This is a genomic window from Leptospira yanagawae serovar Saopaulo str. Sao Paulo = ATCC 700523 (genome assembly GCF_000332475.2).
Taxonomy (GTDB): domain Bacteria; phylum Spirochaetota; class Leptospiria; order Leptospirales; family Leptospiraceae; genus Leptospira_A; species Leptospira_A yanagawae.
In genome coordinates this window covers 30,001-55,288 of sequence record NZ_AOGX02000039.1, presented here as the reverse complement: position 1 = coordinate 55,288, position 25,288 = coordinate 30,001, and the positions used below count along the sequence as shown (strand labels likewise).

Annotated in this window: 22 protein-coding genes; 16 read left to right on the top strand and 6 right to left on the bottom strand. The window is 39.6% G+C overall.

Translation table 11 applies throughout. The annotated features are described in order from the left end of the window. Window positions 1–10 precede the first annotated feature (10 nt). The 15 genes from asd (at window position 11) to LEP1GSC202_RS16835 (ending at window position 17,128) form a co-directional block, all read left to right on the top strand. On the top strand, window positions 11–2,257 hold the full coding sequence (gene asd, locus LEP1GSC202_RS16905) for an archaetidylserine decarboxylase (protein WP_015678998.1): 2,247 nt from the start codon (window positions 11–13) through the stop codon (window positions 2,255–2,257). 1 nt (window position 2,258) lies between these two features. Then, on the top strand, window positions 2,259–2,582 hold the full coding sequence (locus tag LEP1GSC202_RS16900; protein WP_015679025.1) for a DUF971 domain-containing protein: 324 nt from the start codon (window positions 2,259–2,261) through the stop codon (window positions 2,580–2,582). Between the two features lie 96 nt (window positions 2,583–2,678). Beyond that, a complete protein-coding gene (fliN, locus tag LEP1GSC202_RS16895; protein ID WP_015679029.1) occupies window positions 2,679–3,749 on the top strand; it encodes a flagellar motor switch protein FliN in 1,071 nt (356 codons plus the stop codon). 41 nt (window positions 3,750–3,790) lie between these two features. Then, window positions 3,791–4,579: a FliO/MopB family protein gene (locus LEP1GSC202_RS16890; protein ID WP_015679001.1), complete on the top strand. Its 789-nt coding sequence runs from the start codon at window positions 3,791–3,793 to the stop codon at window positions 4,577–4,579. Beyond that, window positions 4,576–5,385 (top strand): flagellar type III secretion system pore protein FliP, encoded by an 810-nt coding sequence (fliP, locus tag LEP1GSC202_RS16885; protein WP_015678997.1) that lies wholly within the window; start codon window positions 4,576–4,578, stop codon window positions 5,383–5,385. The genes LEP1GSC202_RS16890 and fliP overlap by 4 nt, the downstream gene beginning before the upstream one ends. Then, on the top strand, window positions 5,382–5,645 hold the full coding sequence (fliQ, locus tag LEP1GSC202_RS16880; protein ID WP_012389491.1) for a flagellar biosynthesis protein FliQ: 264 nt from the start codon (window positions 5,382–5,384) through the stop codon (window positions 5,643–5,645). Before fliP ends, fliQ begins: the two co-directional genes overlap by 4 nt. Before the next feature lies 1 nt (window position 5,646). Further along, window positions 5,647–6,429 carry a flagellar biosynthetic protein FliR gene (gene fliR / locus LEP1GSC202_RS16875; RefSeq protein ID WP_015678936.1) on the top strand — a complete coding sequence of 261 codons (783 nt, stop codon included), beginning with the start codon at window positions 5,647–5,649 and terminating at the stop codon, window positions 6,427–6,429. Next, window positions 6,426–7,772, top strand: coding sequence for an EscU/YscU/HrcU family type III secretion system export apparatus switch protein (locus tag LEP1GSC202_RS16870; protein WP_015679014.1), 1,347 nt, complete (start codon window positions 6,426–6,428; stop codon window positions 7,770–7,772). Before fliR ends, LEP1GSC202_RS16870 begins: the two co-directional genes overlap by 4 nt. A 4-nt stretch (window positions 7,773–7,776) precedes the next feature. Next, entirely contained in the window at window positions 7,777–9,891 is a 2,115-nt protein-coding gene (locus LEP1GSC202_RS16865; RefSeq protein WP_015679016.1) for a flagellar biosynthesis protein FlhA, read from the top strand. A gap of 9 nt (window positions 9,892–9,900) precedes the next feature. Next, window positions 9,901–10,872 carry a tRNA dihydrouridine(20/20a) synthase DusA gene (dusA, locus tag LEP1GSC202_RS16860; protein ID WP_015679039.1) on the top strand — a complete coding sequence of 324 codons (972 nt, stop codon included), beginning with the start codon at window positions 9,901–9,903 and terminating at the stop codon, window positions 10,870–10,872. Window positions 10,873–11,235: 363 nt separating this feature from the next. Further along, window positions 11,236–12,933, top strand: a complete 1,698-nt coding sequence (locus LEP1GSC202_RS16855; protein ID WP_039929333.1) for a DNA repair helicase XPB — start codon at window positions 11,236–11,238, stop codon at window positions 12,931–12,933. Between the two features lie 8 nt (window positions 12,934–12,941). Then, complete coding sequence (locus tag LEP1GSC202_RS16850) at window positions 12,942–14,159, top strand: pyridoxal phosphate-dependent aminotransferase (protein ID WP_015678947.1); 1,218 nt, start codon at window positions 12,942–12,944, stop codon at window positions 14,157–14,159. Window position 14,160: 1 nt separating this feature from the next. Next, entirely contained in the window at window positions 14,161–15,228 is a 1,068-nt protein-coding gene (locus tag LEP1GSC202_RS16845; protein ID WP_015679009.1) for an SH3 domain-containing protein, read from the top strand. A gap of 35 nt (window positions 15,229–15,263) precedes the next feature. Continuing rightward, window positions 15,264–16,055 carry an alpha/beta fold hydrolase gene (locus tag LEP1GSC202_RS16840; RefSeq protein ID WP_015679000.1) on the top strand — a complete coding sequence of 264 codons (792 nt, stop codon included), beginning with the start codon at window positions 15,264–15,266 and terminating at the stop codon, window positions 16,053–16,055. A 203-nt stretch (window positions 16,056–16,258) separates the two neighbouring features. Continuing rightward, complete coding sequence (locus LEP1GSC202_RS16835) at window positions 16,259–17,128, top strand: S1C family serine protease (protein WP_039929330.1); 870 nt, start codon at window positions 16,259–16,261, stop codon at window positions 17,126–17,128. A 20-nt stretch (window positions 17,129–17,148) separates the two neighbouring features. Here the strand turns inward: LEP1GSC202_RS16835 and LEP1GSC202_RS16830 are convergent, their stop codons facing one another. The 3 genes from LEP1GSC202_RS16830 to LEP1GSC202_RS16820 form a co-directional block, all read right to left on the bottom strand. After that, window positions 17,149–18,228: a hypothetical protein gene (locus tag LEP1GSC202_RS16830; protein ID WP_015678993.1), complete on the bottom strand. Its 1,080-nt coding sequence runs from the start codon at window positions 18,226–18,228 to the stop codon at window positions 17,149–17,151. A 151-nt stretch (window positions 18,229–18,379) separates the two neighbouring features. After that, on the bottom strand, window positions 18,380–18,850 hold the full coding sequence (locus tag LEP1GSC202_RS16825; RefSeq protein WP_015678978.1) for a Dps family protein: 471 nt from the start codon (window positions 18,848–18,850) through the stop codon (window positions 18,380–18,382). Window positions 18,851–18,938: 88 nt separating this feature from the next. Beyond that, the gene (locus LEP1GSC202_RS16820) at window positions 18,939–19,556 is read right to left on the bottom strand and encodes a curli production assembly/transport component CsgG domain protein (protein WP_015678971.1); all 618 of its coding nucleotides are present in this window, start codon (window positions 19,554–19,556) and stop codon (window positions 18,939–18,941) included. A 127-nt stretch (window positions 19,557–19,683) separates the two neighbouring features. Between LEP1GSC202_RS16820 and LEP1GSC202_RS16815 the strand changes: the two genes are divergently transcribed. Next, the gene (locus tag LEP1GSC202_RS16815) at window positions 19,684–20,592 is read left to right on the top strand and encodes an alpha/beta hydrolase (protein WP_015678985.1); all 909 of its coding nucleotides are present in this window, start codon (window positions 19,684–19,686) and stop codon (window positions 20,590–20,592) included. Window positions 20,593–20,597: 5 nt separating this feature from the next. Here LEP1GSC202_RS16815 and LEP1GSC202_RS16810 read toward each other — a convergent pair whose 3' ends face one another. From LEP1GSC202_RS16810 to LEP1GSC202_RS19520, 3 genes are all read right to left on the bottom strand, one after another. Then, complete coding sequence (locus tag LEP1GSC202_RS16810; protein WP_015679041.1) at window positions 20,598–22,319, bottom strand: hypothetical protein; 1,722 nt, start codon at window positions 22,317–22,319, stop codon at window positions 20,598–20,600. An 11-nt stretch (window positions 22,320–22,330) separates the two neighbouring features. Further along, the gene (locus LEP1GSC202_RS16805; RefSeq protein ID WP_015678979.1) at window positions 22,331–23,359 is read right to left on the bottom strand and encodes a cell envelope integrity TolA family protein; all 1,029 of its coding nucleotides are present in this window, start codon (window positions 23,357–23,359) and stop codon (window positions 22,331–22,333) included. Between the two features lie 111 nt (window positions 23,360–23,470). Continuing rightward, entirely contained in the window at window positions 23,471–25,240 is a 1,770-nt protein-coding gene (locus LEP1GSC202_RS19520) for a hypothetical protein (RefSeq protein ID WP_015678970.1), read from the bottom strand. Between the last annotated feature and the right edge of the window lie 48 nt (window positions 25,241–25,288).

Here is a 25,288-nt window from a genome sequence, read left to right as displayed (position 1 = left end):
AAGAACCTATATGGAAACACTCTTTCAAAACGGATCTCAGTTTAATCTCATTTTAGGATCAGACATCCTAAGCCCATATTTTTACCTTATCCTTCTCGCTTCAGTTTACTTAAGCGTTCGGTTGGGTTTTCCTCAGATTCGATTCCTCTTTCTTTCATTGAAAATCCTTACAGGGAATATGGACTTTAAAGGTTCCAAGGGGCAACTTGTCCATTCTCAGGCTTTTTTTGCTGGGATTGGGTCCTCCCTTTTAGCAGGTTCTGTGATTGGAACTGCCCTTGCGATTGCCTATGGTGGGATTGGTGTTCTTTTTTGGATTTGGGTGATGAGCCTTTTGGTGATGCCCATCCGGTTTGTATCTTCCACTTTGGCTGTGAAATTTCGAAACCAACTCCCCAGTGGGCGTTACCTATCTGGCCCAATGTACTTTATCGAAAAAGCGCTTCGGGCGAAGTGGCTCGCTGTTGCATTTTCCCTTGCGAGTCTCGTTACTGTTCTTGTTTTCGGTGGGATTTTCCCATTTGTAGGCCTCACTTACCTAACAAAAGAAGGGTTAAGTTTATCGGGTTTGTCTGGTCCCATTTCTCTGTCGGTGATTTTACTTTTTATCGTTATTGGTGGAGTTAGGCGAGTGGGAAAAGCAGCGAGTATCCTTGCCCCCATCGGGATTATACTTTTTATCTTTGGTTACTTTTCACTTTTTTCAAACGGAATGATTTCCTTTTTTGGATTCATTACTGATGTCACTAAAGAAGCTTTTTCCATCAAAGCATTGCAAGGTGGCGGTGCTTTTGGAGTTTTACGTGCCCTATCGGTTTCACTTAGTACATTCTTTTTGTCAACGGAAACTGCTGTTGGCAAATCATCTGGAATTGCCGGAGTTGTGAGAACAGATTATGCCGCAAAACAAGGGTTAGTGAGTATGCTTGCTTCCTTTTTTGAAGGTTTTATTATGGCAACCATGGTTGGGTATGTATTGTACTCCTATGGTGCGGTCAATTTAGAAACAATCTTATCGTTTCCAGATCGTATTTTGGTTCAAAACAATTCCATTCCAGCCATGTTATTTGTGATTTCCTTTCTGTGTTTTGGGGTTTTAAGTTTAGCGGGTTGGTTTTACAGTGGGGAACAAAACGCATTTTATGTGTTTGGTGAAAAATTCTCCAATTTTTTTAGAATGTTATTCATTGGATCTACCTTAGGATTTGCTTATTTATATGTGAACTACGGAATCAGTGTCCTTAGTTTTGTAATGCATTGGGGGTATGTGGCTGCCGTCATTACCAGTGTCCCACTCCTCGTATCCCTTATGTTACTTGGAAAATCCGCAAATTTAGAACTTAAAAAATACCTTTCTGAATCTGGCGCAAGGTATGAAATTTTTAAGGACATCTATTTACTGTTTTTGACCTTACTCCCTAAAAACTTAATCTCAAAAATCTTTGGTTACTTTTCAACACTGAAACTTCCACGATTTATGATGATCCCGATTTTAAAGGCATTTGCAAAAGCTTATAAAATCAATCTAAGTGAAGCGGAACTCGAAATCAAAGAATATGCTTCTCTCAATCAGTTTTTTACAAGAGCACTTCGGGCAGAGGCTCGTATCATTGATTCCGCAACCAATGCAGTTGTTTCTCCTACAGATTCCAAAATCACAAGTTTTGGAAATATCAACCAATCCACCATCATCCAAGCAAAAGGGATTGATTATTCCGTTAAAGAACTGTTAGGTTCCGAAAAGTTTTATCCTCATTTCACAAATGGAAAATACATCACCTTTTATTTATCCCCACAAGACTACCACCGCATCCACAGTCCGTTTGCGGGACAAATTTTAGGATACTATTATGAACCTGGAAAACTATTCCCGGTAAATGATTTGGCCGTGTTGAATATTCGTGGGTTATTTCCGAAAAACGAAAGGCTTATCACCTTTTTACAAACCGAATACGGAAAAATTGCCGTGATCAAGGTGGGTGCTTCCAATGTGGGAAAAATCCGAGTGACCTATGATAATAAAATCGTCACAAACAATTGGATCCGTTTTGCCAAAGAACACCACTACAAAGATGTCTCCATCATGATCGAAAAAGGTTCCGAGATGGGACGGTTTGAAATGGGATCCACAGTCATACTAGTGTTTGAAAATGATACAATCGATTTGACAAACATCCAACTGGGAGATAAAATCCAATACGGAACCACAGTGGGTCATTTTAAATCCAAAAAAACAAGTTTACCGGTCAAATTTTAAGATGATGAATTCTCAGCTTGCCACCTTCCCGAAAGAAATTTCCTTCGATGACGAATACCTCTATATCGATTGGAAAGATGGGCATGGTAGCAAATACTCTTTGTTAGACCTTCGGAAAAAATGCCCGTGCGCCACCTGTCGGGGTGGGCATGGTGGCAAAGTCGGCCAAGCCACAGGCCATATCGAGTCCATCAAACTGATTTCTTGGACCAAAGTGGGCCGGTATGCCATCTCCATTGTTTGGAGTGACTACCATAATACAGGAATTTATTCTTACGACCATTTGCGGGCCTATGCTGAGGGAAATTCCGGCGCCTTTGACTAGAGTTTGGTCACTTTTTGTCAATTCGGAAAAAAACTGAGTGACAAAAATATTCATATTATGTCTCATTATCCTAAGTTTTTCCGGAGATAAAAGGGCATGGGTGAAGGTTCACTCTCACAAGACGAGATAGACGCATTACTACAAGGCGCGGATGATACATTCGACCTCTCTTCCTTAAGTGGCGCATCCAGTTCGTCATCGGACAACCTATCTCCAATCGACCGCGACATTATATCAGATGTGATCGGCTCTGCATTCCAGGTGGCGGGGAACACACTTGGCACGATCTTGGCAAAAAACACTCGTTTTATGAACCCTGCCACGGAATCGAGCTCTTCGGCGGACATCCAAAAAGAATTAGGCACAAAATCAGTTAGTTTGTATTCAACGATTAGCGGTAGTTTGGCGGGACGAGTTTGCCTTATCATGGCACAAGAAAACGCTGCGAAAATTGCTGGTGTAATGATGGGTGGAATGGCACCTCCAGGGCAACTTGACAATGCCCAACTCCAAACGTTAAAAGATTCACTTGCTCCCATTCTTGGAACTGTTACAGCTCAAATTGGTATGAAACTTGGTGGGACCATGTCTGGTAGCCCTCCAGAGATTTCTCTTGTAAATTCCGGGCGTGATTTGCAACTTCCAGATGACAGTAGTTTGGTGAAAACTTCTCTCAGTTTGAATATTGATGGAGTTGGATCTTTTAAAGTATACTATGTAATCGCATTATCTATGGCAAATTCCATCCTTGAGATTCAAAAGGGTGGAGGCCAAAAACAACAACAACAGTCCGGCGGAATGAACGTCAATATGCAACCTAACATGGGTATGGGTGGTGGACAAGGTTCTGTTGGTATCAAGGGTGTTAATTTTCCTTCACTGGCAACAGCTGGTGGGGGTCCGGGACAAACAAACCTCAATCTACTCATGGATGTGCAGATGGCACTCACAGTGGAACTTGGACGAACCAAAATGTACATCAAAGACATTTTGGGTTTGGGAGAAGGATCCATCATCGAGTTGGATAAGTTAGCCGGTGAACCTGTAGATTTACTCGTGAACGGAAAACTCATCGCAAAAGGTGAAGTTGTGGTCATCGATGAAAACTTTGGTGTTCGTGTCACTGATATCGTAAGTCCTACAGACAGACTCAAAGGCGAAAAATGATCCAAAAGACTAGGACAGGAACAGAAGTGAATAGGAAAGTTATGTACTTTTCCATCCTCTTCTTTTTTTTCTTTTCTCCCTTATTCTCTCAAAACGCAGATACGAAGGAATTGGATCAAATTTTACGCCAAGAATTGGGAGAGTCAAAATCCAAACCAAATGGGTCTGAAAGTGGATCCAATGGGAATTCAGGATTGAATGGAAGTTCCGATTCCAACGTAAAATCTCAAAATGGCAATGGGTTTAATTCTTCCGCTAACAATGGTCAGTCGGCACCCTCTAATGGAAATAAGGAAGAACCTAATTTAATCCAAGAGCGTTATTCCGAAAACCAAGATGATTCTCCTTCCGCTACTTGGATTTTACTAAAGATTTTATTTGTTTTGGCAATCCTTGTTGGGGCAGGGTATTATTTGATTTTGCAGATGCAAAAGTCGAAATCAGCAAAGTACCCTGTGAAAGGGTTTATGAAGGTTTTGTCGAGTTTGCCTTTATCTGCCACCCAATCAGTTCAAATCATAGAAGTCGGTGGTCGTACACTTGTGTTAGGTGTTGCGGATGGATCCGTGAGTTTACTCACAGAGGTCACAGCGCCTGAAGAAAAAAACCAAATCCAAAAAATGAAAGAAGAGGCAGATCCTTACGTGCCTAATTTTTTGGAAACCGTGCTCGAAAGTTTACAATCCAAAGCACAACGAAAGATCCGAATCAATCCAAACCAAATGGAAACCTTAGAAATGGATGGGGCAGCCGAGATCCAACGAAAAGCAAAAGAAGGACTGGAACGGCTTCGTAAACACAGAAAACTTTTAGAAGGAGGAGAAACATGAGACTTCGTTTTTTTTCCTTTGTAAAGAGACATAAATCCGCTATCTTTCTCATTAGCATTTTGTTTTTAGTCTCGGCGAGTGGGTTCGCGGGACTTTTGGCGCAGGACAAAGGCTCACGAATTCCAATTCCGAATTTATCATTTAACGTCAATGAGGCGAGGGGACCAAAAGAAACCAGTTTGTCCCTTATGATTCTTTTTCTTGTCACAATTTTATCGCTTGCACCTGCGATTGTGATGAGTGTGACTTCGTTTACCAAAGTTGTGATTGTATTTGATTTTGTGAGAAGGGCGTTATCTCTCCAAAACCTTCCACCAAACCAAGTGATGATGGGACTTGCTCTCTTTGTTACATTTTTTATAATGGCACCTACCATCGGTAAGGTGAATGACGAAGCCCTCCAACCTTACTTAAATGGGAAAATTGACCAATCTGCTTTTATGGAAGGATCCATGAAACACTTACGTCAATTTATGATTAGACAACTTGGAAAAGACGGAACCAAGGATGTAGCTCTCTTTTTAAAAATTGGAAAAGTGCAAAATGTAAAATCATTTGAAGATGTTCCTTCTTATGTGCTTGTGCCTGCATTCATGTTGAGTGAAATCAAAAAAGCATTTATTATTGGTATTTATATTTTTATTCCATTCATCGTGATTGATCTCATTGTAGCTTCTGCCCTTCTTGCTATGGGTTTTATGATGTTACCTCCGGTAATGATCTCTCTACCGTTGAAACTGATTCTTTTTATCCTCATTGATGGTTGGAACTTACTCGTTCTGGAACTCGTAAGGAGTTATAAATGACAGAAGTCGATGTTGTTAATATGATGAGGGAAGCATTCATTGTGACCTTAAAAATTTCTAGCCCCATTTTGATAACAGCACTTGTTGTGGGCCTCATCGTTGGGATATTACAAACTACAACTTCTATCCAAGAACCTACCATTGCCTTTGTTCCGAAACTTGTGTCCATTTTTGCTGTGATTGTTTTCTTTTCAGCTTGGATGGTGCGAGTGATGACGGACTACACCAGAGAAATTTTTTTTATGATCGAAAAGATATGATATGGAAGCATTCATCTTACACTTTCAATCCTTTCTTTTTGTTTTAGTTCGACTGCTCGGACTCTTCCTTGTTGCACCTTTTTTCTCTTCTGAGTCGATCAACTTCTCGTTACGAATGATCTTTTCCTTTATGGTATCACTCATTGTATATCCAGTCGTAGCAAACTATATGCCACCTGTGCCTGGTCATATGATCAATTTTGGGATTATGATTTTATCTGAGATGCTCATTGGAGTCTTTATAGGCTTTCTCGTCTCACTCGTGTTTAGTGCCTTCCAAATGGCTGGTGAATTTTTTAATAACCAAATTGGATTTGGATATACGGAAATTCTCGATCCTGTCACACAAAACTCACTCCCTGCCATTGGGACCATGAAAAACCTAATGGCGACGGCACTTTTTCTTGTGATTGGGGCCCACCGTTTCCTCATTGAAACTCTTGCCTATTCCTTTGAAAAGATAAGAATCATTTCGTTTACAGGCAAAGTCAATAGTGGCCTCTACCGACTTGTGGAAGATGCGATTGGTGCGATGTTTGTGGTTTCGTTTAAAATTGCTCTCCCGGTCATGGGCATTCTTTTTTTGGTTTCGCTTGCGGAGGGACTGATGGGAAAGGCAGCACAACAAATGAATGTGATGTCTATGTCCTTTCCTTTGAAGGTGTTCATAGGAACTCTTACCTTAATTGCAACGTTAACATTTATCGCCACACAAATGGTACAAGGGATCCAAATCTCGATGGACAAAGCAAGTTTGCTTGTTCGGGAGTGGCCTAGTTTATGAAAGAATGGCTTTCTTTATATTTTGAAAACTTCCGGTTTTGTCATACCATGTTTGGTTTGTTAGTGGACCAGGAATCAGTTTTAAAATATAAGTTTTTTCTTAATAAAATCTTATATTGGATTTTATCACATTTTCCTCTGTTACAAATCAGTTTGGATGAAGAATGCATTGGATCCAAACCTTTCGAAAGTTTACCATTATATGAAAAAGTAATCAATGCGAATCTTTCTCACCCTTACATCACAGGCCAATACGAAATCCAACTGCAGTTATTTGCAGCTGCCGACGAAGGGAGAACGGAACCTCCGAGTGAAAGGCGTAGAAGGGAAGAAAAAGAAAAGGGGAATGTTCCCAAATCCAATGAAGTTGCTTCGACAATGGTTCTCCTTGGCGGAACCGGTGTTTTGTTTTTACTTGGTGATACTTTTATCAAAAATACCGCTCTCTTTATAAAAAAATACCTACCGATGGGGATGCACCACGATCGCTTCGGTGCAGAAGAGTTCCGAGTGATCCTTTCAGGGGTTTCCAAAGATTTTTTTAACCTTCTGTGGCCCGTCCTTGCAATTACCCTTGTATTTGCCATTGTTGGGAATGTGGTGCAAGTGGGGTTTATGTTCTCTCCGAGGGCTTTATCCTTTCGGTTTGATCGCATTTCTCCCAATTTCAAACGAGTTTTGCCAAACCGCCAAACTTTATTTAATCTTGTGAAGTCACTCGCAAAAGTTGTGTTAATCGGGGTGATCAGTTATATTTTGATTTCTGGAGATTTTTTAAAAGTTTTACTGACAGGCAACATGGGGATGATGCAAGCCATTACTCTTGTTACCTATTCTGGATTTAAAATCATGATGGCGGCAGGACTTTTGTTACTTGGGATTGCGGTGGCAGATTTCTTTTTCCAAAAATCTGAATTTGAAGAATCTTTAAAACAAACACCTTCAGAAGCGAAACGAGAGATGAAGGAAGATTCTGGGGACCCTGTGATGAAAAACCGCAGGATGCAACTTGCTCGTGACATGATGCAAGGGAATATGTTACGAGAAGTTCCCAAAGCCGATGTTGTCATCACAAACCCAACCCATTATTCAGTGGCTCTTTCGTATGAAATGGGAAGGGATTCAGCTCCTCGTGTGATCGCAAAAGGGGAAAATCGCCTAGCACTCGAAATACGAAAGATCGCTCGTGAAAACGATGTTCCCATTGTGGAAAGTCCCAAACAAGCAAGACTTTTGTATGCACAAGTTGAAGTGGGAGAAGAGATCCCACAAGAGTTTTTCCAAGCAGTGGTACAAATCCTCATCACACTTGAGAAGTTCAAAAAAAAAGTAGGAATGGCATAACCATATGAACTTTAGAGATATTTTAAAACAATCCGATGTTGTGTTAGGTGTGGGAACCTTAATGATCCTTGGGATGTTAATCGTCCCTCTACCTGGATTTGTTTTGGATATCCTAATCGTTGTGAGTATAGGACTTGGTCTCCTTATCCTCATGACGGCACTTTCTGTGACGGAACCGAGTGAGTTTTCGATTTTCCCAAGTTTACTTCTCATCACCACACTCTTTCGTTTGGCGTTAAACGTATCGACAACAAGACAGATTCTTTCCAAAGGGCCTGCCATGAATTCAAGTGTGATTGAAGCATTTGGTACCTTTGTGGTAGGTGGTGAATCGGGATTAGGAAAGTATGTGGTGGGGTTAATTATCTTTATCATCCTTACCATTGTACAGGTGTTAGTGATCACCAAAGGTGCCACTAGGATCTCGGAAGTGGCAGCTAGGTTTACACTCGATGGATTACCACAAAAACAAATGTCCATTGATATGGAACTGAATAGTGGTGCTATTACAGAAGCAGAAGCTAAGGTGAAACGAAAAAAAGTCCAACGAGAAGTGGATTTTTATGGGGCCATGGATGGAGCTTCCAAATTCGTGCAAGGGGATGTAAGAGCAGGTCTTATCATCACCGCCATCAATTTACTAGGTGGGATACTCATCGGTTCGACAATTCGAGGGGAATCGTTCCTTGCATCCATTGAGACCTATGGTAAGTTTACCATTGGGGATGGACTGGTCTCACAAATCCCGGGTCTACTTTCTACAACTGCAACAGGTATCATTGTCACTCGTTCTAGTTCAGAAAAAAAACTTACAGTAGAGATCAAAGACCAACTCTTTGGGAATGCAAAAACTTTATATGTAGTGGCAGGGGCACTTGGGATGGCGAGTCTCATACCAGGGTTACCTTTTTTCTCACTTCTTTTTTTGTCAGGTGCCATTGGATATTTGGGCTATTCGATCGAACAAGTGGCAAAAGAAGAAATTAAAAAAATCGAAACCGTTTCACAAGAAAAAGTCCAAGAGAAAAAACCAGAGAACTATATCAAAGAAATATCTGTGGAAGCGATTCAAGTAGAACTTGGTCGCGATTTACTTCCGTTAGTGGATGCATCTTCTGGTGGGCATCTCCTGGAACAGATTGCCAATACTCGTAAAAAATTTGCAATTGATTTTGGACTTGTGATCCCGGCGATTCGCATCATTGACAATTTAGAAATCCCACATGATAATTATAGCATTCGTATCAACGGGGTTGTTGTTGGGCAATCTGCTGTAAGGGCAGACAGACTGATGGCGATGAACAATACCTCTCGGAACTTAGAACCAATTGTTGGGGAACCATTCACCGAACCTGCGTTTGGTTTGAAAGCAACCTGGATTGACCCAAATGATAAAATCGAAGTGGAAAACAAAGGGTATTCTGTTGTGGATCCTTCGACTGTGATCATCACACATTTAAAAGAACTGATTTCCAATTATGCATCACAACTTTTAGGTAGAGAAGAAGTGAAAGCACTTCTCGAACATTTACGCCAAACCCATCCTACTCTTGTGGGAGAATTGGATTACGACAAACAAGGTCGTCTTGGGATCATCCAACAGACATTACAAAATCTTTTGGCAGAAGGATTGTCCATTAAGAACCTTCCGAAAATTATGGATGCGATTGCAAACCACCTTCCACGTACAAACAATCCATTCGATTTAGCTGAACATGTCAGACAAGCCTTATCACGACAAATCATCAATGATTTCCTTTCTCCTGATGGCAAGTTACATGTTGTCACCATTGATCCAAGGATCATTGATCGTATGAACAAAAGTATCACCTTAGATGAAACGGATGGGAGTAAACTCATCATCCTTCCGCATGACATTCGAGTTCGAATTCTGGAATCGGTTTATAATGAATTACAAAAGGCTTTGGACGAGAACAGGTTCCTTATCTTTGTGGTTTCAAGGTACTTAAGACAAGCCTTTGCATTCTTTTTGACAAAGGAACTACCCCCAAGGAACTTTGCAGTAATTGCTTCTGAAGAAATCCATAGAGGGGTTCCGACAGAAATATCCTCGGTTCTCAGCCTTCCATCCAGAGAGGAACACCCACAAGAAGCATAGGAGATTTTTTTGCCAATTCCCGTCCCATCGTACCGCGTCTCTGTTGCTCCGATGATGGACTGGACCGACAGGCATTTTCGCTTTTTTTTAAGACTTATCTCCAAACACAGTTTGCTTTATACGGAGATGGTGGCAACGGGTGCCATCCTCCGTGGGAAAGACAACCACCGTCACTTAGATTTTTCTAAAGAAGAACATCCCGTTGCACTCCAATTAGGTGGTGATTCACCGTCTTCGCTTGCCGAATGTGCCAAAATTGGCGAAAACTACGGCTACGATGAAATCAATTTGAATGTTGGTTGCCCTTCCGACAAAGTCCAAAGTGGAAGTTTTGGGGCTTGTCTCATGAGAGATCCAGAACTAGTGGCTGAAATGGTTGCTTCCTGCAAAACCAAAGTCAAAATTCCTGTGACCGTTAAACACCGGATTGGTGTGAATGGAAAAGAATCTTACGAAGACCTCCATCATTTTGTTTCTAAAATCAAAGAAGCAGGTGTGGACCAAATCATCGTCCATGCAAGGATTGCGATATTAGAAGGACTATCTCCCAAAGAAAATCGAACAATTCCCCCATTACGATACGACGATGTATACCGATTAAAAAATGATTTTCCGAATTTGCCGATCACCATCAACGGGGGGATCAAAACCCATCCAGAAATTACCGACCACCTAACAAAAGTGGATGGGGTGATGGTGGGAAGGGCAGCGTATGACAATCCGTTTTTATTTGCCGATGTTGATTCCCTTTATTTTGGTTCAAAAGAAAAACCACGCACAAGGGAGTCAGTATTGCAAGAGATGATCCCTTATCTCCGGTCCTTTCGGTTGGATGGGGGAAAGGTCCACCATGTGTTACGGCATATCTTAGGATTGTACCACGGCGAACCTGGCGCAAAAATATTTCGTAAGTTTCTTACGGAACGAATGCATCTACCAGGAGCAAACGAAACCATATTAGAAGATTATTTAATGCGTTAAGGATCCGTAGGGCTTTAGGTCAGCGACTCGGCTAACGGCGAGTTGCTGACGGAAGCGTAAGCGCACCCCGGAGGAGCCTGACCCATTAGGAACCAAACATGCAAATCAAAATCAATTGGGAACGCCCTTCATGGCTTGAAAGTTTGATGGGAGAGAGATCGGGTTTCCATACTCTTGGTGGAAAATTAAATTTTGAAAAGGCTAAAGAATAACGAGGATTAGACGGTTTGACCCATCGTTTCGTTCGATTTTTTTTGGTTTTGCCCTAAAAATGGCAGGAAAACACACCCAAAATCTCTTAAAATCAAATGGGTTGACAGGGCGCTTTCCCTACACAGCCTGGTTAAATTGAGAGGGAATACCATGACCAAGCCACTCACCGTACAAAGTGACAAAACAATGCTTCTAGAGGTGGATAACCCAGAATTCGAAGCGTGTCGGGACCTCGTTTCCAAATTTGCCGAGCTTGAAAAAAGCCCGGAATATATGCATACCTATCGTATTTCTCCACTTTCTTTGTGGAATGCTGCATCCATCAAAATGACAGCAGAAGAAATCATTGAAGGCCTTACAAAATTTGCTCGTTATTCTGTTCCCAAAAACGTGATGAACGAAATTCGGGAACAAATCTCTCGTTACGGAAAAGTAAAACTCGTAAAAGAAGAGTCGGGAGAATTGTACATCATCTCCAATGAAAAAGGATTTATCACTGAAATTGCAAACAACCGTGCTGTCCAACCATTCGTGGATGGAATGGAAGGTGATAAAATTCGAATCAAAAAAGAATACCGTGGCCACATCAAACAAGCGTTAATTAAAATTGGATTCCCTGTAGAAGACCTTGCCGGTTATGATGAAGGGAATAAATACCCGTTTAACCTACGTCCGACAACAAAAGGTGGGATCAAATTTGGTATGCGTGATTACCAAAGGGCTTCTGTGGAAGCATTTCATGCAGGTGGGCGTAACGAAGGTGGTTCTGGAGTTGTGGTCCTTCCATGCGGTGCGGGTAAAACCATCGTGGGAATGGGGGTTATGCAAATTGTCGGAGCAGAGACATTGATCCTTGTTACGAACACTTTGTCCATTCGCCAGTGGCGAAATGAAATTTTAGACAAAACGGATATTCCAGAGTCGGACATCGGCGAGTACTCAGGTGAGATGAAAGAAATCAAACCGATCACCATTGCCACTTACAATATCTTAACACATAGAAAGAAAAAAGGTGGGGACTTCACACACTTTCATATCTTCAGTGCAAACAATTGGGGACTCATTGTCTATGATGAGGTGCATTTATTACCTGCTCCTGTATTTCGTATGACATCAGAACTCCAAGCAAAACGTAGATTAGGTCTTACTGCAACTCTCGTCCGAGAAGACGGTTTGGAAGAAGATGTGTTCTCACTCATCGGTCCTAAAAAATATGATGTGCCTTGGAAAGAACTCGAAGCGAAGTCTTGGATTGCAGAAGCCAATTGTGTGGAAATTCGTGTTCCAATGGAAGACGACCTTCGCATGAAGTATTCTGTGGCAGATGACAGAGAAAAGTTTCGATTGGCATCAGAAAATCCTGAGAAACTCCGAGCGATCAGTTATATTTTGAAAAAACACTCAACTAACAATATTTTGGTGATTGGGCAGTACATCAATCAGTTAGAAGAGATTTCCAATACCTTCAAAATCCCTTTGATTACAGGAAAAACTCCACTTCCAGAAAGACAGGAACTCTACCAAGCATTCCGTTCAGGTCAAATCAAACAACTCGTGGTATCAAAAGTCGCAAACTTTTCGATCGACTTACCAGATGCAAACATAGCCATCCAGGTGTCAGGAACGTTTGGTTCGAGACAAGAAGAGGCACAACGTTTGGGTAGGATCCTTCGTCCAAAATCCCAAGACAATACAGCGATATTTTACTCACTCATTTCGCGAGATACAAACGAAGAGAGGTTCGGTCAAAATAGGCAACTTTTCCTAACCGAACAGGGGTATGAATACGAAATTTATACTTTGGATCAGTTCAAAGAAACTGTTCCAGAAGAATCACTCACAAACTAGAGGACAAAATGAAACTTGTAGCAAAACGACTCGATGTCGTAGAACCTTCTCCCACTCTCGCGATCACAGCAAAAGCCAATCAATTGAAAGCGAGTGGACTTGATGTGGTTGGTTTTGGAGCAGGGGAACCTGACTTTGATACACCAACTCATATCAAAGAAGCTGCTAAAAAAGCAATGGACCAAGGGAAAACAAAATACACTCCCGTGAGTGGAACTGTTTCTCTGAAAGATGCCATCATTAAAAAGTTTGAAACCGAAAACGGTTTAAAGTATGAAAAAAATCAAATCATTGTAGGAACCGGTGGAAAACAGGTTCTTTATAATTTTTTTATGGCAACGCTCAATCCTGGTGATGAAGTCATCATCCCAGCACCGTATTGGGTAAGTTATGCGGATATTGTTCGTTTGGCAGAAGGCACTCCTGTTATTGTGGCAACGGACATTTCGAATGGTTTTAAAATCACTCCGGAACAATTAGAAAAAGCCATTACACCAAAAACAAAAGTGTTTATCTTTAATTCACCTTCTAACCCAACAGGAGCTGCTTACACTCGTTCGGATGTGGAAGCTCTCGTTAAGGTTTTGGAACCCAAAGATTTGATCACGGTTTCGGATGATATCTATGAAAAAATCATTTATGATGGTTTGGAATTTGTAAATCCGGCGATGATCTCTGAAAAGATGAAGGAAAAAACCTTTGTGATCAATGGGGTATCGAAAGCGTATTCCATGACAGGTTGGAGGATTGGTTACGGGGCAGGGAATGCCGAGATTGTCAAAAACATGGATACCATGCAAGGCCAGTCTACGAGTAATGCTTCTTCGATCTCCCAAGCGGCAGCTGAGGCAGCTCTTACTGGTGACCAAACTCCTGTGGCAGAAATGCTAAAGGCCTTTGACAAACGTCGTAAACTGATCGTAGGACTGCTTCGTGAGATCCCAGGTGTAGAATGCCGTATGCCAGAAGGTGCTTTTTATGCATTCCCTTACATGACTGGTGTCTATGAAATGCCTGGTTTCAAAAAACTCCTCGCAGAGAAAAAAGAAACTTCGTATTCTAAATTATTTTGTGATGTCCTTCTCGACAAATACAATGTGGCAGCTGTGCCAGGAATTGCCTTTGGTGATGACAAAGCCATTCGTTTGTCTTATGCGTTAGGTGAAAAAGACATCGAAAAAGGTGTCTCACGCATCAAACAAATGGTAGAGGATTTACAAAAATAAAATGAAACATGTCCCTTTGCGAAACTTTTTTTGTAGAGGGACAATCTTGTTTCGATCGAATTTTTTTTTGATCTATTTTAGTTTCGCCTTATTCGTTGTTCCAATACTTTCTGAACCAAAGTTCCAAACAAAACCAAAACAATCCAAACCATCTGAACTGTTAAAACGAGACTTACAATCGGAAATTGTGATTCCCGTGATAGGGCTCAACTTGCATTTGTTTGCTGACGAAAAAAGTGATGTATTAAGAAAACTAAAATTTGGGGAACCGGTTCGATTTGATAAGGATTCCTTAGAAAGCCCAAAAGAAGATTGGATTCCAGTGAAATTGGAAGATGGACTTTCCGGGTTTATCAAACGTTCTGTTGTCAGATCCGTACCTTCAAAACAATACCTATCAACTCTACTCTTTGAAGCAGAAAAAATGATTTTATCGAAACAGATTGATTTTTTGGCAAAACAGGAAATTACAGATACAATTTTTTCTATTTCATCAACGGGAAAATTTACAGGTGATGAATTTATATTCCTTCGTGCGAAAGCTGGTTTTTTCTTAAAAAAAACAGTGGATCTTATGAATGAAAAGGGAATTAAACCAGACAATGATCCAAACACATTGGAATTTCTCAAACGCCACCAAACAAAATTATTATACGATTATTCTTCCGGAAAATACTATGTGGATTCCAATTATTTTTGGAAGTTATTAGAATCTTATCCAAAAACAAAACATTCAGATTACGCTGGTTATTTGGCGACAGAAAGCATTCCAATAAATGATTGTGGAGCGGATTTACGTTGCCGATTGGAAGAAATCAGAAAAGGAAAATTGCGATATTTATACCTGTTCCCTACTGGAAATTATGTGGTACTTTATACAAAAGATGTGGTGAAAGTTTTAAGTTCTATGACAAAGGATCCTGATTCCATTCCTTGTTTTCCTCCCGTCACAGAAGCCATTAAATCAGAAATCAATCAAATGTTTCGTTATGCATCGGAGATAGGGCCAAGAGAAAAAAAACAAATCCTTCCCCATTTACAAATCCTCAAAAAAGAATGTTTTCGTTAATATTTTTACATTTCTAATTTTAGAAACGAGGTTTTGTGAAACTAAACTATAAATTCTATCCATTCCAAAACTCTAATCAGGAAAAAAAATCGATTGGTGATTTCATTATCTTACATGGTTTATTTGGATCTTCAAAAAATTGGGTGACCGTTTCAAAATTTTTGTCAGAATTTGGAAATGTTTACGCGATCGACCAAAGGAACCATGGTGATTCCCCGCATAACAAACAGCATTCCATCCAATTGATGGCAGATGATTTAGACGAATTGATCAAATATCTACAAATTGAGACTCCCATTTTACTCGGCCACTCGATGGGTGGTCTTGTAGCAATGTACTTTGATTTAACACATCCTGGTGTCTTAAAAAAGCTCATTATTCAAGACATTGCACCAAGAGCTTATCCTTTTTCGTATGACAATGAAATCAAATCGATGTCGTTTCCTTTGGAAGGTTTTGCTTCCAGATCGGAAATTGATACTGAGATGGCAAAATATGTTAAAGATTCGTTCATTCGACAGTTTTTACAAATGAGTTTGGAACGTAGAGAAGATGGTGTTTATCAGTGGAAATTGAATGTGGCAGGACTAAATCAAGCGCGTAGGGTGTTTGATGATGCTTTTATTTTTGAAAAAACTTCAGATACAAAAACCCTATTTTTGTTAGGTGGTATATCTGAATACATTAAGGAATCAGATATTGAATTAATGGATCGTTTTTTTAAAGCAAATGAAAAGAAAACGATCGCAGGTGGTGGGCATTATATCCATTTCACGCACCAAAAAGAATATTTGGAAATTTTGAAAGATTGGTTGGAACGAAATTAACAAAATTGGATTTTCCAATTTCAAGTTATGTTATGAACTTAAATTTCTTGCTTGTAAAATTCAAATAACGAATATTTGTCGTTATGCGTTTCAATTCTCATTCTTTCATCTATCCTATATTTTTAATACTTCTTATAACCATTTGTCATTGCGCCCCTAGTCAATCAAACGATGAGGTCTTTCAAAAATATGCTCCAAGGACTGTGTCTATCTCCCTTGATTCGGAAGATTTATTTGGAAAAAAACATTGGGTTGGTTCTGGATTTTTGATTTCTAAAGATGGGAACGTCTTAACTTGTGCTCATGTAATTGGTGAACAAACAAAGAAACTAGTTCTGCGAGTTGGGGGACTTGGGAAACGGTATTTTGGAAAAGTAATTGCAATGGATCTTCGAAAAGATATTGCTTTGGTTCGATTGGAAGCAAAAGAAAACTTTGATTTTTTTGAAATTAACTCCAACAATAAATCTAAACGAGGTGAAGTGTATTTTTCAATTTCCGCTCCTATCGGTTTTGAAGATAGTTTTTCAACGGGATTCGTGGCAGATCCGGAAAGGATTGGTGTGGATTCGATTGATTCCGAACTTGGATTTTTACAAGTGAATCAATCTATTTTGCCAGGTAGTTCTGGTTCCGCATTATTTGGTGTTCGTGGAAATTTATTAGGGATGGCACAATTTCAAATTAGAAATTCTGAGCACAATCAATCGGGAATTGGTTTTGCAATTTTACCAAAATATTTAAATGAATTTCTGTCTTCGGTTGAGGATATGGAACATCCGAAAACTGAAATTTTAAGAGGCATTGTAGAAGTACCAGTCCTCACTGAGTTTCTAATACAAAAATTAAATTTGCCATCTAATGAAGGTGTGTTGGTAAGTTATCTAGTGGAAAAAAGTCCTGCTGAGAAAGCTGGATTGAAACGATATGATTTTATCGTCGAAGTGGACGGAATCAAAATCAAAAATAATGAGCAATTGTTTCAAAGATTTAAAGCAGTGGATACTTCGGAACGAATTACGTTAAAAATCATACGCAATCGTTCCGAAAAAACAATCCTGATTGAACCTTAGTCCAATCATTTTTTCTGAATTTATAATGTAATGGTGAGAGACTCTGTTAATACATCACCATTAATTTTACCAGAAATGGTCACCTTTACAGTTCCAACAACAGTTGTTCCTGAATTTACAAGATCAAATACCCCATCAAACGATAGATTTTCAATAACAAGTGTGGGCGTTGTGATACTGCCTTGAGTAATTACGAATCCATTAGAATTCGCTTTTGATTTTACATAGAATCTAATGTTTGGTGGGCTACTTGCGACTTCATAACTGGATTCAAAACTAAGTGCACCATTTACTGTCGCAGGTTTCGTCACTCGATCAACTATTTCATACAGTTTGGTAACACCCGCACAATCAGATTGTAAAAGTGATATATTGCTTTTTTTTAATTCTTTATAATAAGCAAATTCATCAGAGTATAGCGTACCAAAGTCATTGAACACAACATCGGCTTTGTTACGATAATCTAAAATATTTGATTGGCTAACTGAGTATAAACCGTTTGTGAATACGGCAGTTCCTTTTTCTTGTAGTGAGTTATAATTGCTATATGCTCCGAAGTAAGTTAAGATTGGACAAGTTGTACCGCCACCAAGAGGAATATTTTGCATTTTCTTTTCGAAAATTCTACCTTTCAAAGTTCCAGAATAGGTATATTCGTTACGACCATTGACGGATGTTGCACTTGACCAAGCGGTGAGAATTTTTTCTGTTGAATTTGCCTTTTGTATAAAATTTTCTTTTACAATTTTTGAAATTTCCTCTTTTGCCACTACTGGATCTTTCCCGTGTTGGTAAATTTTGACAATGGCTGCTAGCAACTGTTTGTCTAAGGGTTGTTTTGTGTTCGGATTTCTCATCGTAAAATTCCCAGAATTGGAACTTGTGGTGGAATTCGCAGAGATCGAAGAAACCACATTTGCCGTGGCACTTGCCCGACCGAGCGGAGTATTCAAATTGGTTGTATCAGTAGGATCACCTGAAAACAAATAAAGGGCCAATAGGTTCGTGGTCGTATTGTCTTTTTTGTCGTTGCATCCTATTAGGAAAATTCCTAAAAAAATTAAAAGGTAGATGGTTGGTTTTAGAATTGTGTTTTTCAATTTTTTCCTCGTGTAACTGGTAGTTATACTAATGTATAAAACGTACGCAAGGAAAAAATGTTTGTTAGATGGGATTTGAAAAAAAAGAAAATGTAGTGATAAACCATGTTTTACGAACAGCAGTCTAGTTTTGACTACTGTTCAAATTCACTTATTCTTCAAGTAACGAACGTAACATCCAAGCTGTTTTTTCGTGGATGTCTAGTCTTTGTGTTAAGAGGTCGAGTGTTGCTTGGTCATTTCCTTTTTCGGCTGGTGCATAAGCAGCACGAGCTGTGCGAATGACCGCCTCATTGCCGGCTACTAGGTTTTGGATCATTTCTTTTGCTTTGGGAACTTCTTTGTCTTCCGAGATACTGGAATACTTTGCAAATTCCCAACCTCCCATCGGTGCATAATAACCTAGGGAACGGATCCTTTCTGCAATGGGATCAATTGCATTCCAAAGTTCAGTGTATTGTGTCATGAATAAGAGATGGAGGGTTTGGAACATGGGACCTGTGACGTTCCAATGGTAACTATGTGTTTTTTGGTACAGAGTGTACGTATCAGCCAAAAGTTTTTTTAATGATTCCGAAATGGCACTTCTTTCTTCTTCTGGAATTCCAATGTTAATCTTCATGTAGTTCTCCCAATTTTGTTTTTACTATTGTATTTAAAAATGACTGCATTCAAAATTTCTGATCATTTGAAACCAATCATTGACAATCTCATTTTTTTAGTTCGCTGACAATGGTATCCACTAAACTTTCAGCAACGAAGTCGTATTCACTTGTTGCAATTAAGATATCCTCACGATTCCATACCAAACCCAAACCCAAGCTGTATTGGATCAGACGGCCAAATGTCCAATCGGCACCTGGCTTTTTTCTCGCATTGACGATCACATGACCTGACTCGATATGAACGATTTTTAAAGACACTGTATCCACTAAATTAGGAATGAGTTTTCCTTTTTCATCGAATTTTTTAAGGGAAGAGCCACGGCCAAATACCAATGCATCAACACCCAAAACTTTTCCAAGTCTAACGGCTGTTTGCGTATCAATGATTCCTGTTTTGGAAAAACTTTGTTCATTTACTACTTTTGAAAGTTGTTCCCTTTCAATCACCTTAAAGGGAAGAGATTTGGCAATTTGAAGGGACACTGCATCGGTAAATTCATCACCCCATTTGGCCTCTTCGATGTCGAAAACAAGAACCGCAACTTTGGAAATTCCTAAATTGGATTTCCCAACGTCAGGGTATTGGATGGCGGCATCCATCGTTCGACAATTCCCAAGGGAAATACTAAGCAGTAAAGTGAAAAACGCTAAATATGGTTTCATAGATTTCCTTAAAGATGATGGGATGGAATACGAGAGAGCAATTCTTTTTCGGGTCAAATTAGGAGATTTTCCAAAATTCGCTTTCCACATTTCCTTTCTCCTAGATTTTCCTCTTAGGCACTTGAACATGAAAAAATTGATTGGTTCCCTTGTTTTTATCTTCGCATTGTTTTTGCTAGTCGCTGCGTATTCTTTTTCCAATTTGATTCTCTCTCCCTCATCCTTGGTTTCTATAGACGTAAGAGAAAAATTATCCGAAACAACATTTTCTGAATTTGCGTTGCCTGAGCCAGAGGCAATTCGATTCCAAAACGGAACCTTACGACTCCGAGGATGGTATTTTAAACATTCTAAAAAACAAAACTGTGGTGTTATTCTTTTGCATGGCCTCGGAAAGTCCAGAAACCAAATGATGCCATATGCACCCATTTTTTGGAGGCAAGGATGTAGTTTGTTTTTATATGATGCGAGAGCGCATGGCGAAAGTGACGGCTCTAGCACAACATATGGATTTTACGAGAAAATGGATTTAGAAAGGGCCGTAGAATATTTTTCAGAAATCGATAACATACCTGAAGACCGAATTGGAATATTTGGATTGGATTTTGGGGGGGCAACTGCCTTACAATATGCCGATGGCCAGTTTGAATTCGGGTTTATCATCGCTGATTCTTCCTACCGCGATATGAGGTCTTGGATTGAAGATATGTTTGTGAATCAATTTACGGAAGCCAGTCGGATCGTCACACCTTTAAGTCTTTCGATCTCTGAATTGCGAGGTGATTTTCTTGTGAACGATGTATCTCCTGCAAATACAGCGAAACTCATCACACAACCTGTATTGATTTTGGCACCTAGCGAGAATGAGACGAAAAAAACTGATTCCGAAATGATTTTTACAAATATCAAAACAAAATCGAAACAAATTGTTTTGTATGCAATGCCAAAGGAAGATTCCAAACCATTACAAAGCCCTTCCAACGAGTATGAAACGAGCATCACAAATTTTTTTAAAGAATTTCGATTAAACAAATAAATAAATCATTTGATTTTGATGAGTCTAGGCAAATCTTCCCAGGTTCCATCGGAATTTGTGAATCGGGTAAAGTATACAGGTAAATTTACTGATCCGTTAGAAAAAGACTTAGCATAACTATAATTTAATAATCCATTTGTTGATTGGATTTGTTCTGGGCTTATGATCGCAACACTGTATTCTGAAAGAGAAAATGGAGTTGCAGGTATGGAAGTTACACTGTTTACGCCATCATTACTTCGGAAGATTTGAACATTCGTAGGCAGTGCAGTAAAGGTAGGTGAATTTGATAACACAAAGTAATGATTTGAATTGGAACTTTTGATTGTTCTTAAACGAGAGGTGGTCCCTCCTATTGAAGAAGTGTTGAAATTTGTAATCGTTGCGTTTTGCGTTATGGTTGGATTTAGGTTTGTATAGGAACCTGTGGGGAAAGTAACTCCACTAAAAGGCGAGGATCCAGTGAGTGCCATCAATTTGCCTTCGACTTGGAAAACAGGGGAGTCAAAATTTGCAGCAGCAGTAAAGTTGATTTGGTTAAAAATCAAATCCGATGCTCGAATGCTTCGAATTACATAAGAAGTTCCTGCATAATTTTGTGGGCACTGTAAATAGTTGATTCCAGAATAGGTTACCAATTGGAACCCAAGCAAATCACGGTCAATAGCTGAAATCGTACAACTAAAATCGCTGATTAAATCAGAACTTGTATCTGTATCTAAATAAAATAATATAGGGCGAGGCGCTCCTGATAATGTTGGCGTTGCCATATACCGGCCATCCCCTAGATACAATGCCGGGTAATACCAATTACCATTTGCACCATTAAAAAAACGATAGTTCGTTGGTAAGTTTTTAAGTTGCACAGTCGCCGAACTGGGAGGCGAGAAAGCAGAGATACGCAAAGCTAAGTTTTTATTCGATTGGAAATTATTCGGTGGTGAATAATCTCTTTTCTCTTCGGATAAGAAAAAGATATATTCGGAACCGTTGAATACTGGATTGGAGATTTTTAAAATGATTTCATACGTAACATTTTTTTCAATTGTGACACCATCAATTCTTGTTACGGCGTCATAATACTCTCCATCAGCAGAAGAGGCTATATAACCGATGGACGTATTTCTATCTGTTGCTGTAAATGATGTTTGTACTTCAAGATAAATAAACTGCCTTCCATTGGCAGACCCAAGAGGAGTGAAGGTGAAATTGGTGGCCAAACGGTTGCGGTAATTGGCTAGATCTTCCACTAAGAATTGGGCATTGCCTGTTTGGTTTAAAAGAGAAAAGGATTGTTTGTTGATGCCATTATAGATTCGGAAATCAGCAGTTCCTACAAAAGTATTGGCTGCATTTTTTAAATTGAGTTTTGCAATCCCCCTTTCGCTAAAAAACAAAAATCCTCTTCCAAAGTTATCTAATGTGGCGGTGTAGGTTCGAACATTCCCAGTTTCTCCGAAGTCAGATGTTGCTACTCCATTTTCATCCGCTTCGTTGAACACGGAATATTCGACAGCACCTCCCGAGTATGGAGTGCCACTGCTATCGGTGAATTTCATAAATACAACGGATTGGCTTTGGGTATTGAATGCATCAGCTAAGGCAAGCAATCGGAGGAGTGATTGCAAAGTCCCTAAATCCTCGCGAGGATCGAGATTCGACGGTTTGAAGATGCTGCATTGGGTGAAGTAAAAGAACAAAACTAAAAGGGATACAATTCGTTTCATAAGTTTCTCCTTTAAAATAGATAAGAGTAACGAACTTCGGCGTATACTGCATTCATTTGTGGTTGGAAGTTGGTTAAACCCATCGGTTTATCCCATCGTGATTCAAAGTCCCATCCTTCTTTGAATTGTTTCCCTTCTAGATGTACCACTGGCCTTTCCGGGTATTGGTCACGGCCAATCATATAGGAATGGATTACATTTGTAATGTAGATGATACTTGTGATTCCGATCCCTGCTAAGTAACGAGTATTCGATCCCTTTGCATTGTTTTGTGATTTTTTGATCAAATCTTCTGTGATGGATGTTTCTAAGAAGTTGTTAACAAATTCAGAAGGCAAACTAATATTTTGCGCATTGAACCTCGTCCCTGGTCCACTGATTTGATTCACTAACACCATTGTCTCATAATGTGATTTTGCATTTTGTTCTTCCGTGCGAAGAGGACCCAATGTATAGAATAGGGATCCAAAAAATAAAACTGAAAACGTTCCTGCGGAAACCTTTTGCCCACCACAAAATTGCCCCCAACCAGGAATGATCGCAGATCGCCAAATGAGTGCCAACCGGCCTCCACATTCTTTTGCAGAAGGAGAGGGACCCAATTGCCTTGTCGCTAACCATTCTGCTTCGGTTTTTGCTTCTTTTTCTGCTTGGGTTTCTTTGTTTTTCTCATCCTCTAACCTTTGTTTTTCGGCAAGTTTCGCTTCTTCTTCTAATCGTTTTTGTTCTTTGGCCTCTGCGATTAATCTTTCTTTTTCTAGTTTGGCCTTTTCTTTTTCTTCTTTTTCCCTTAATTTTTTTTCTTCTGCGAGTCGGATTTTATCCGCTTCTTCTGCACTCACATCTTTATATACAACTTTCAAAATTTGTGATTTGGGGAAAGTTTGCGTACCTTCGCTTGTTTGGACAGTGAGACCTTTTTCGTTTTGGTCCGTTACCTTCCCTTTGATCGTTTTACCATTTTTTAAGATCACTGTATTTACAGCGAGTAGGGGAAACGAAAACAAGATAAGGAAAGAGAAAAGAATGATTTTTTTCATATATGGGAATCCAAGAAGGGATGATTAAAAACTTACATTCATTCAATAAATTGCAAGTGAAAATTTGCTTTGGTATCGATCGAGAATCATTCGGTACATCATAAGAATTGATTATTTGATTCGGATGAGTTTAACATCTTTCCAAGTATCTGGTCCAATATTCCTAGTTGCAAAAAATCGAAAACTGCCAACTGAAGCTGGACTTGTCACAGATTGTAGTGCATCCCAAGAATAAGTGAGATTCCCGTGTGTGGAAAAAAATTGCCTGTGAGTCGTTGTGTTTTCGTTAAAGATCGGTTGGGTGCTTGGCAGGTTGTATACGGTTCCTGAATCAAGTTGGTTTGTGATTTTGATGATGGCGCGATTGGTTGCCGTTTCCAAATTGGGATTGTCGGCAGTAATCGCAAAACCAACATCTAGCGATGATGTGATGTTTCGTAATAATGGATTGGAACTTCCAAATGGAACGATAAAATTGGGGATGTTTGAAGAGAAACTAATATTAGCTCCATTGCTCAGGTAAGATCCAGTTGGTAATAGGGACCCTCTGGGAGACCCAGATACAATCACAATTCCGATAAGTTGGTCTGCAAATACGCTCGGGAAAGAATTTACGGTGCTCACACCGCCGCTAAATGTCAGAGTATTGTATGACAAGTCATTCCCATTGATGACAGTAGCATTGATCGAAGTTCCAGGCATTGGACTTGTTGGGCAATGTATGTAATCGGTATCACCTAACGTTAGTTTTCCATAAGCAGAAAAATCGCTAATCGATGTTCGTAAACAATTGTAAGTGGCGGAAGAAAGCTCAACATGATTTGAGTCCGTAAGTGAAACTAGGTATGGCACTTCTCTTTGTGGAGCAAAACTTGCATTGTCTGCAACAACGAAAAAACGATTCCCCACAGAAAACATAGGATGTTCAAATGTTTTGAGAGCTGCGGATCCCAAAGGGTTTAGAATTTGAATTCCGTTTGGTAGTGATAAAACAATTGGATCTAAAGCAACATAGGAGGGAGAAGTAGTGAAGAAAGAAAAAGCTAAATTGCGATTTCCGATTACAAAGTTTCCAGAATCCAATTCGACTTCATTGACAAAAACTACATAACGTGTTCCGTCGTATGCGATTGCGGAGTGAAGGGTTCTTTTACTTCCAGTGCTCGAAACAAATTCGTTTGCGTTTAATGGGATGACTTGGTCATAGGTGACTCCATCTGCACTTGAAAGTATGTAATTTTCGTACCTTCCATTTACACTTCCTCCATCAAAAGTATAAAAGATTTTTCCAATTAAGAAGCTTCGTCCATTCGCAGTGCCAATGGGAACCATATTCGTGATGTATCCGATTGGATTTGGATAATTGGAAAGGTCTTCTACGTTGACTTTGATCTCACCAGAGACACTGTAAAATGAAAATGTTTCAATGGTAATCCCTTTATAATTTCGAAAACGGAAACTACCGATTGGGTTCGTATCTCCTGGATTTCGGTATACAATTCCTTCTGCGATCCCTCTTTCGCTAAATTTTAAAATTGTCCTTCCGTTTGCACCAAGTGTATTTTTATAGGGACTATAATTCCCAGTGTTTCCAAAATCAGAGACGGCAACATTGTTTTCATCATTTTCGTTGTATACAGAATATACGAGTTCGCCACCCGCTATCGGATTCCCTAATGAATCAGTAATTTGAACGATCATCAACGTTTGGCTCATTCCATTAAACGCATCGATGAACGAAGCGGTTCTGAATAAGTTGAGCAAATTAGATAATTTGCTATTTGGATCTAGGTCCGATTCTTTGAAGATTTTACATTGAGTGAATGTAAGTATTGAAAAAATAAGAGCGAGCGTAAGTTTGCAAAGAGTTTTGATTTTCATATTCCATTTCAGCTTCGTGGTTTTTGCCACATCATAGGAATTTTACAG

Coding starts and splice junctions, on each gene's coding strand:
- LEP1GSC202_RS16815 (WP_015678985.1), top strand. CDS start 19,684: ATGAAAAAATTGATTGGTTCCCTTGTTTTTATCTTCGCATTGTTTTTG.
- LEP1GSC202_RS16900 (WP_015679025.1), top strand. CDS start 2,259: ATGATGAATTCTCAGCTTGCCACCTTCCCGAAAGAAATTTCCTTCGAT.
- LEP1GSC202_RS16825 (WP_015678978.1), bottom strand. CDS start 18,850: ATGAAGATTAACATTGGAATTCCAGAAGAAGAAAGAAGTGCCATTTCG.
- LEP1GSC202_RS16855 (WP_039929333.1), top strand. CDS start 11,236: ATGACCAAGCCACTCACCGTACAAAGTGACAAAACAATGCTTCTAGAG.
- LEP1GSC202_RS16805 (WP_015678979.1), bottom strand. CDS start 23,359: ATGAAAAAAATCATTCTTTTCTCTTTCCTTATCTTGTTTTCGTTTCCC.
- fliP (WP_015678997.1), top strand. CDS start 4,576: ATGAGACTTCGTTTTTTTTCCTTTGTAAAGAGACATAAATCCGCTATC.
- LEP1GSC202_RS16890 (WP_015679001.1), top strand. CDS start 3,791: ATGTACTTTTCCATCCTCTTCTTTTTTTTCTTTTCTCCCTTATTCTCT.
- asd (WP_015678998.1), top strand. CDS start 11: ATGGAAACACTCTTTCAAAACGGATCTCAGTTTAATCTCATTTTAGGA.
- LEP1GSC202_RS16820 (WP_015678971.1), bottom strand. CDS start 19,556: ATGAAACCATATTTAGCGTTTTTCACTTTACTGCTTAGTATTTCCCTT.
- LEP1GSC202_RS16845 (WP_015679009.1), top strand. CDS start 14,161: ATGAAACATGTCCCTTTGCGAAACTTTTTTTGTAGAGGGACAATCTTG.
- LEP1GSC202_RS16870 (WP_015679014.1), top strand. CDS start 6,426: ATGAAAGAATGGCTTTCTTTATATTTTGAAAACTTCCGGTTTTGTCAT.
- fliQ (WP_012389491.1), top strand. CDS start 5,382: ATGACAGAAGTCGATGTTGTTAATATGATGAGGGAAGCATTCATTGTG.
- fliN (WP_015679029.1), top strand. CDS start 2,679: ATGGGTGAAGGTTCACTCTCACAAGACGAGATAGACGCATTACTACAA.
- LEP1GSC202_RS16850 (WP_015678947.1), top strand. CDS start 12,942: ATGAAACTTGTAGCAAAACGACTCGATGTCGTAGAACCTTCTCCCACT.
- LEP1GSC202_RS16810 (WP_015679041.1), bottom strand. CDS start 22,319: ATGAAACGAATTGTATCCCTTTTAGTTTTGTTCTTTTACTTCACCCAA.
- fliR (WP_015678936.1), top strand. CDS start 5,647: ATGGAAGCATTCATCTTACACTTTCAATCCTTTCTTTTTGTTTTAGTT.
- LEP1GSC202_RS19520 (WP_015678970.1), bottom strand. CDS start 25,240: ATGAAAATCAAAACTCTTTGCAAACTTACGCTCGCTCTTATTTTTTCA.
- LEP1GSC202_RS16865 (WP_015679016.1), top strand. CDS start 7,777: ATGAACTTTAGAGATATTTTAAAACAATCCGATGTTGTGTTAGGTGTG.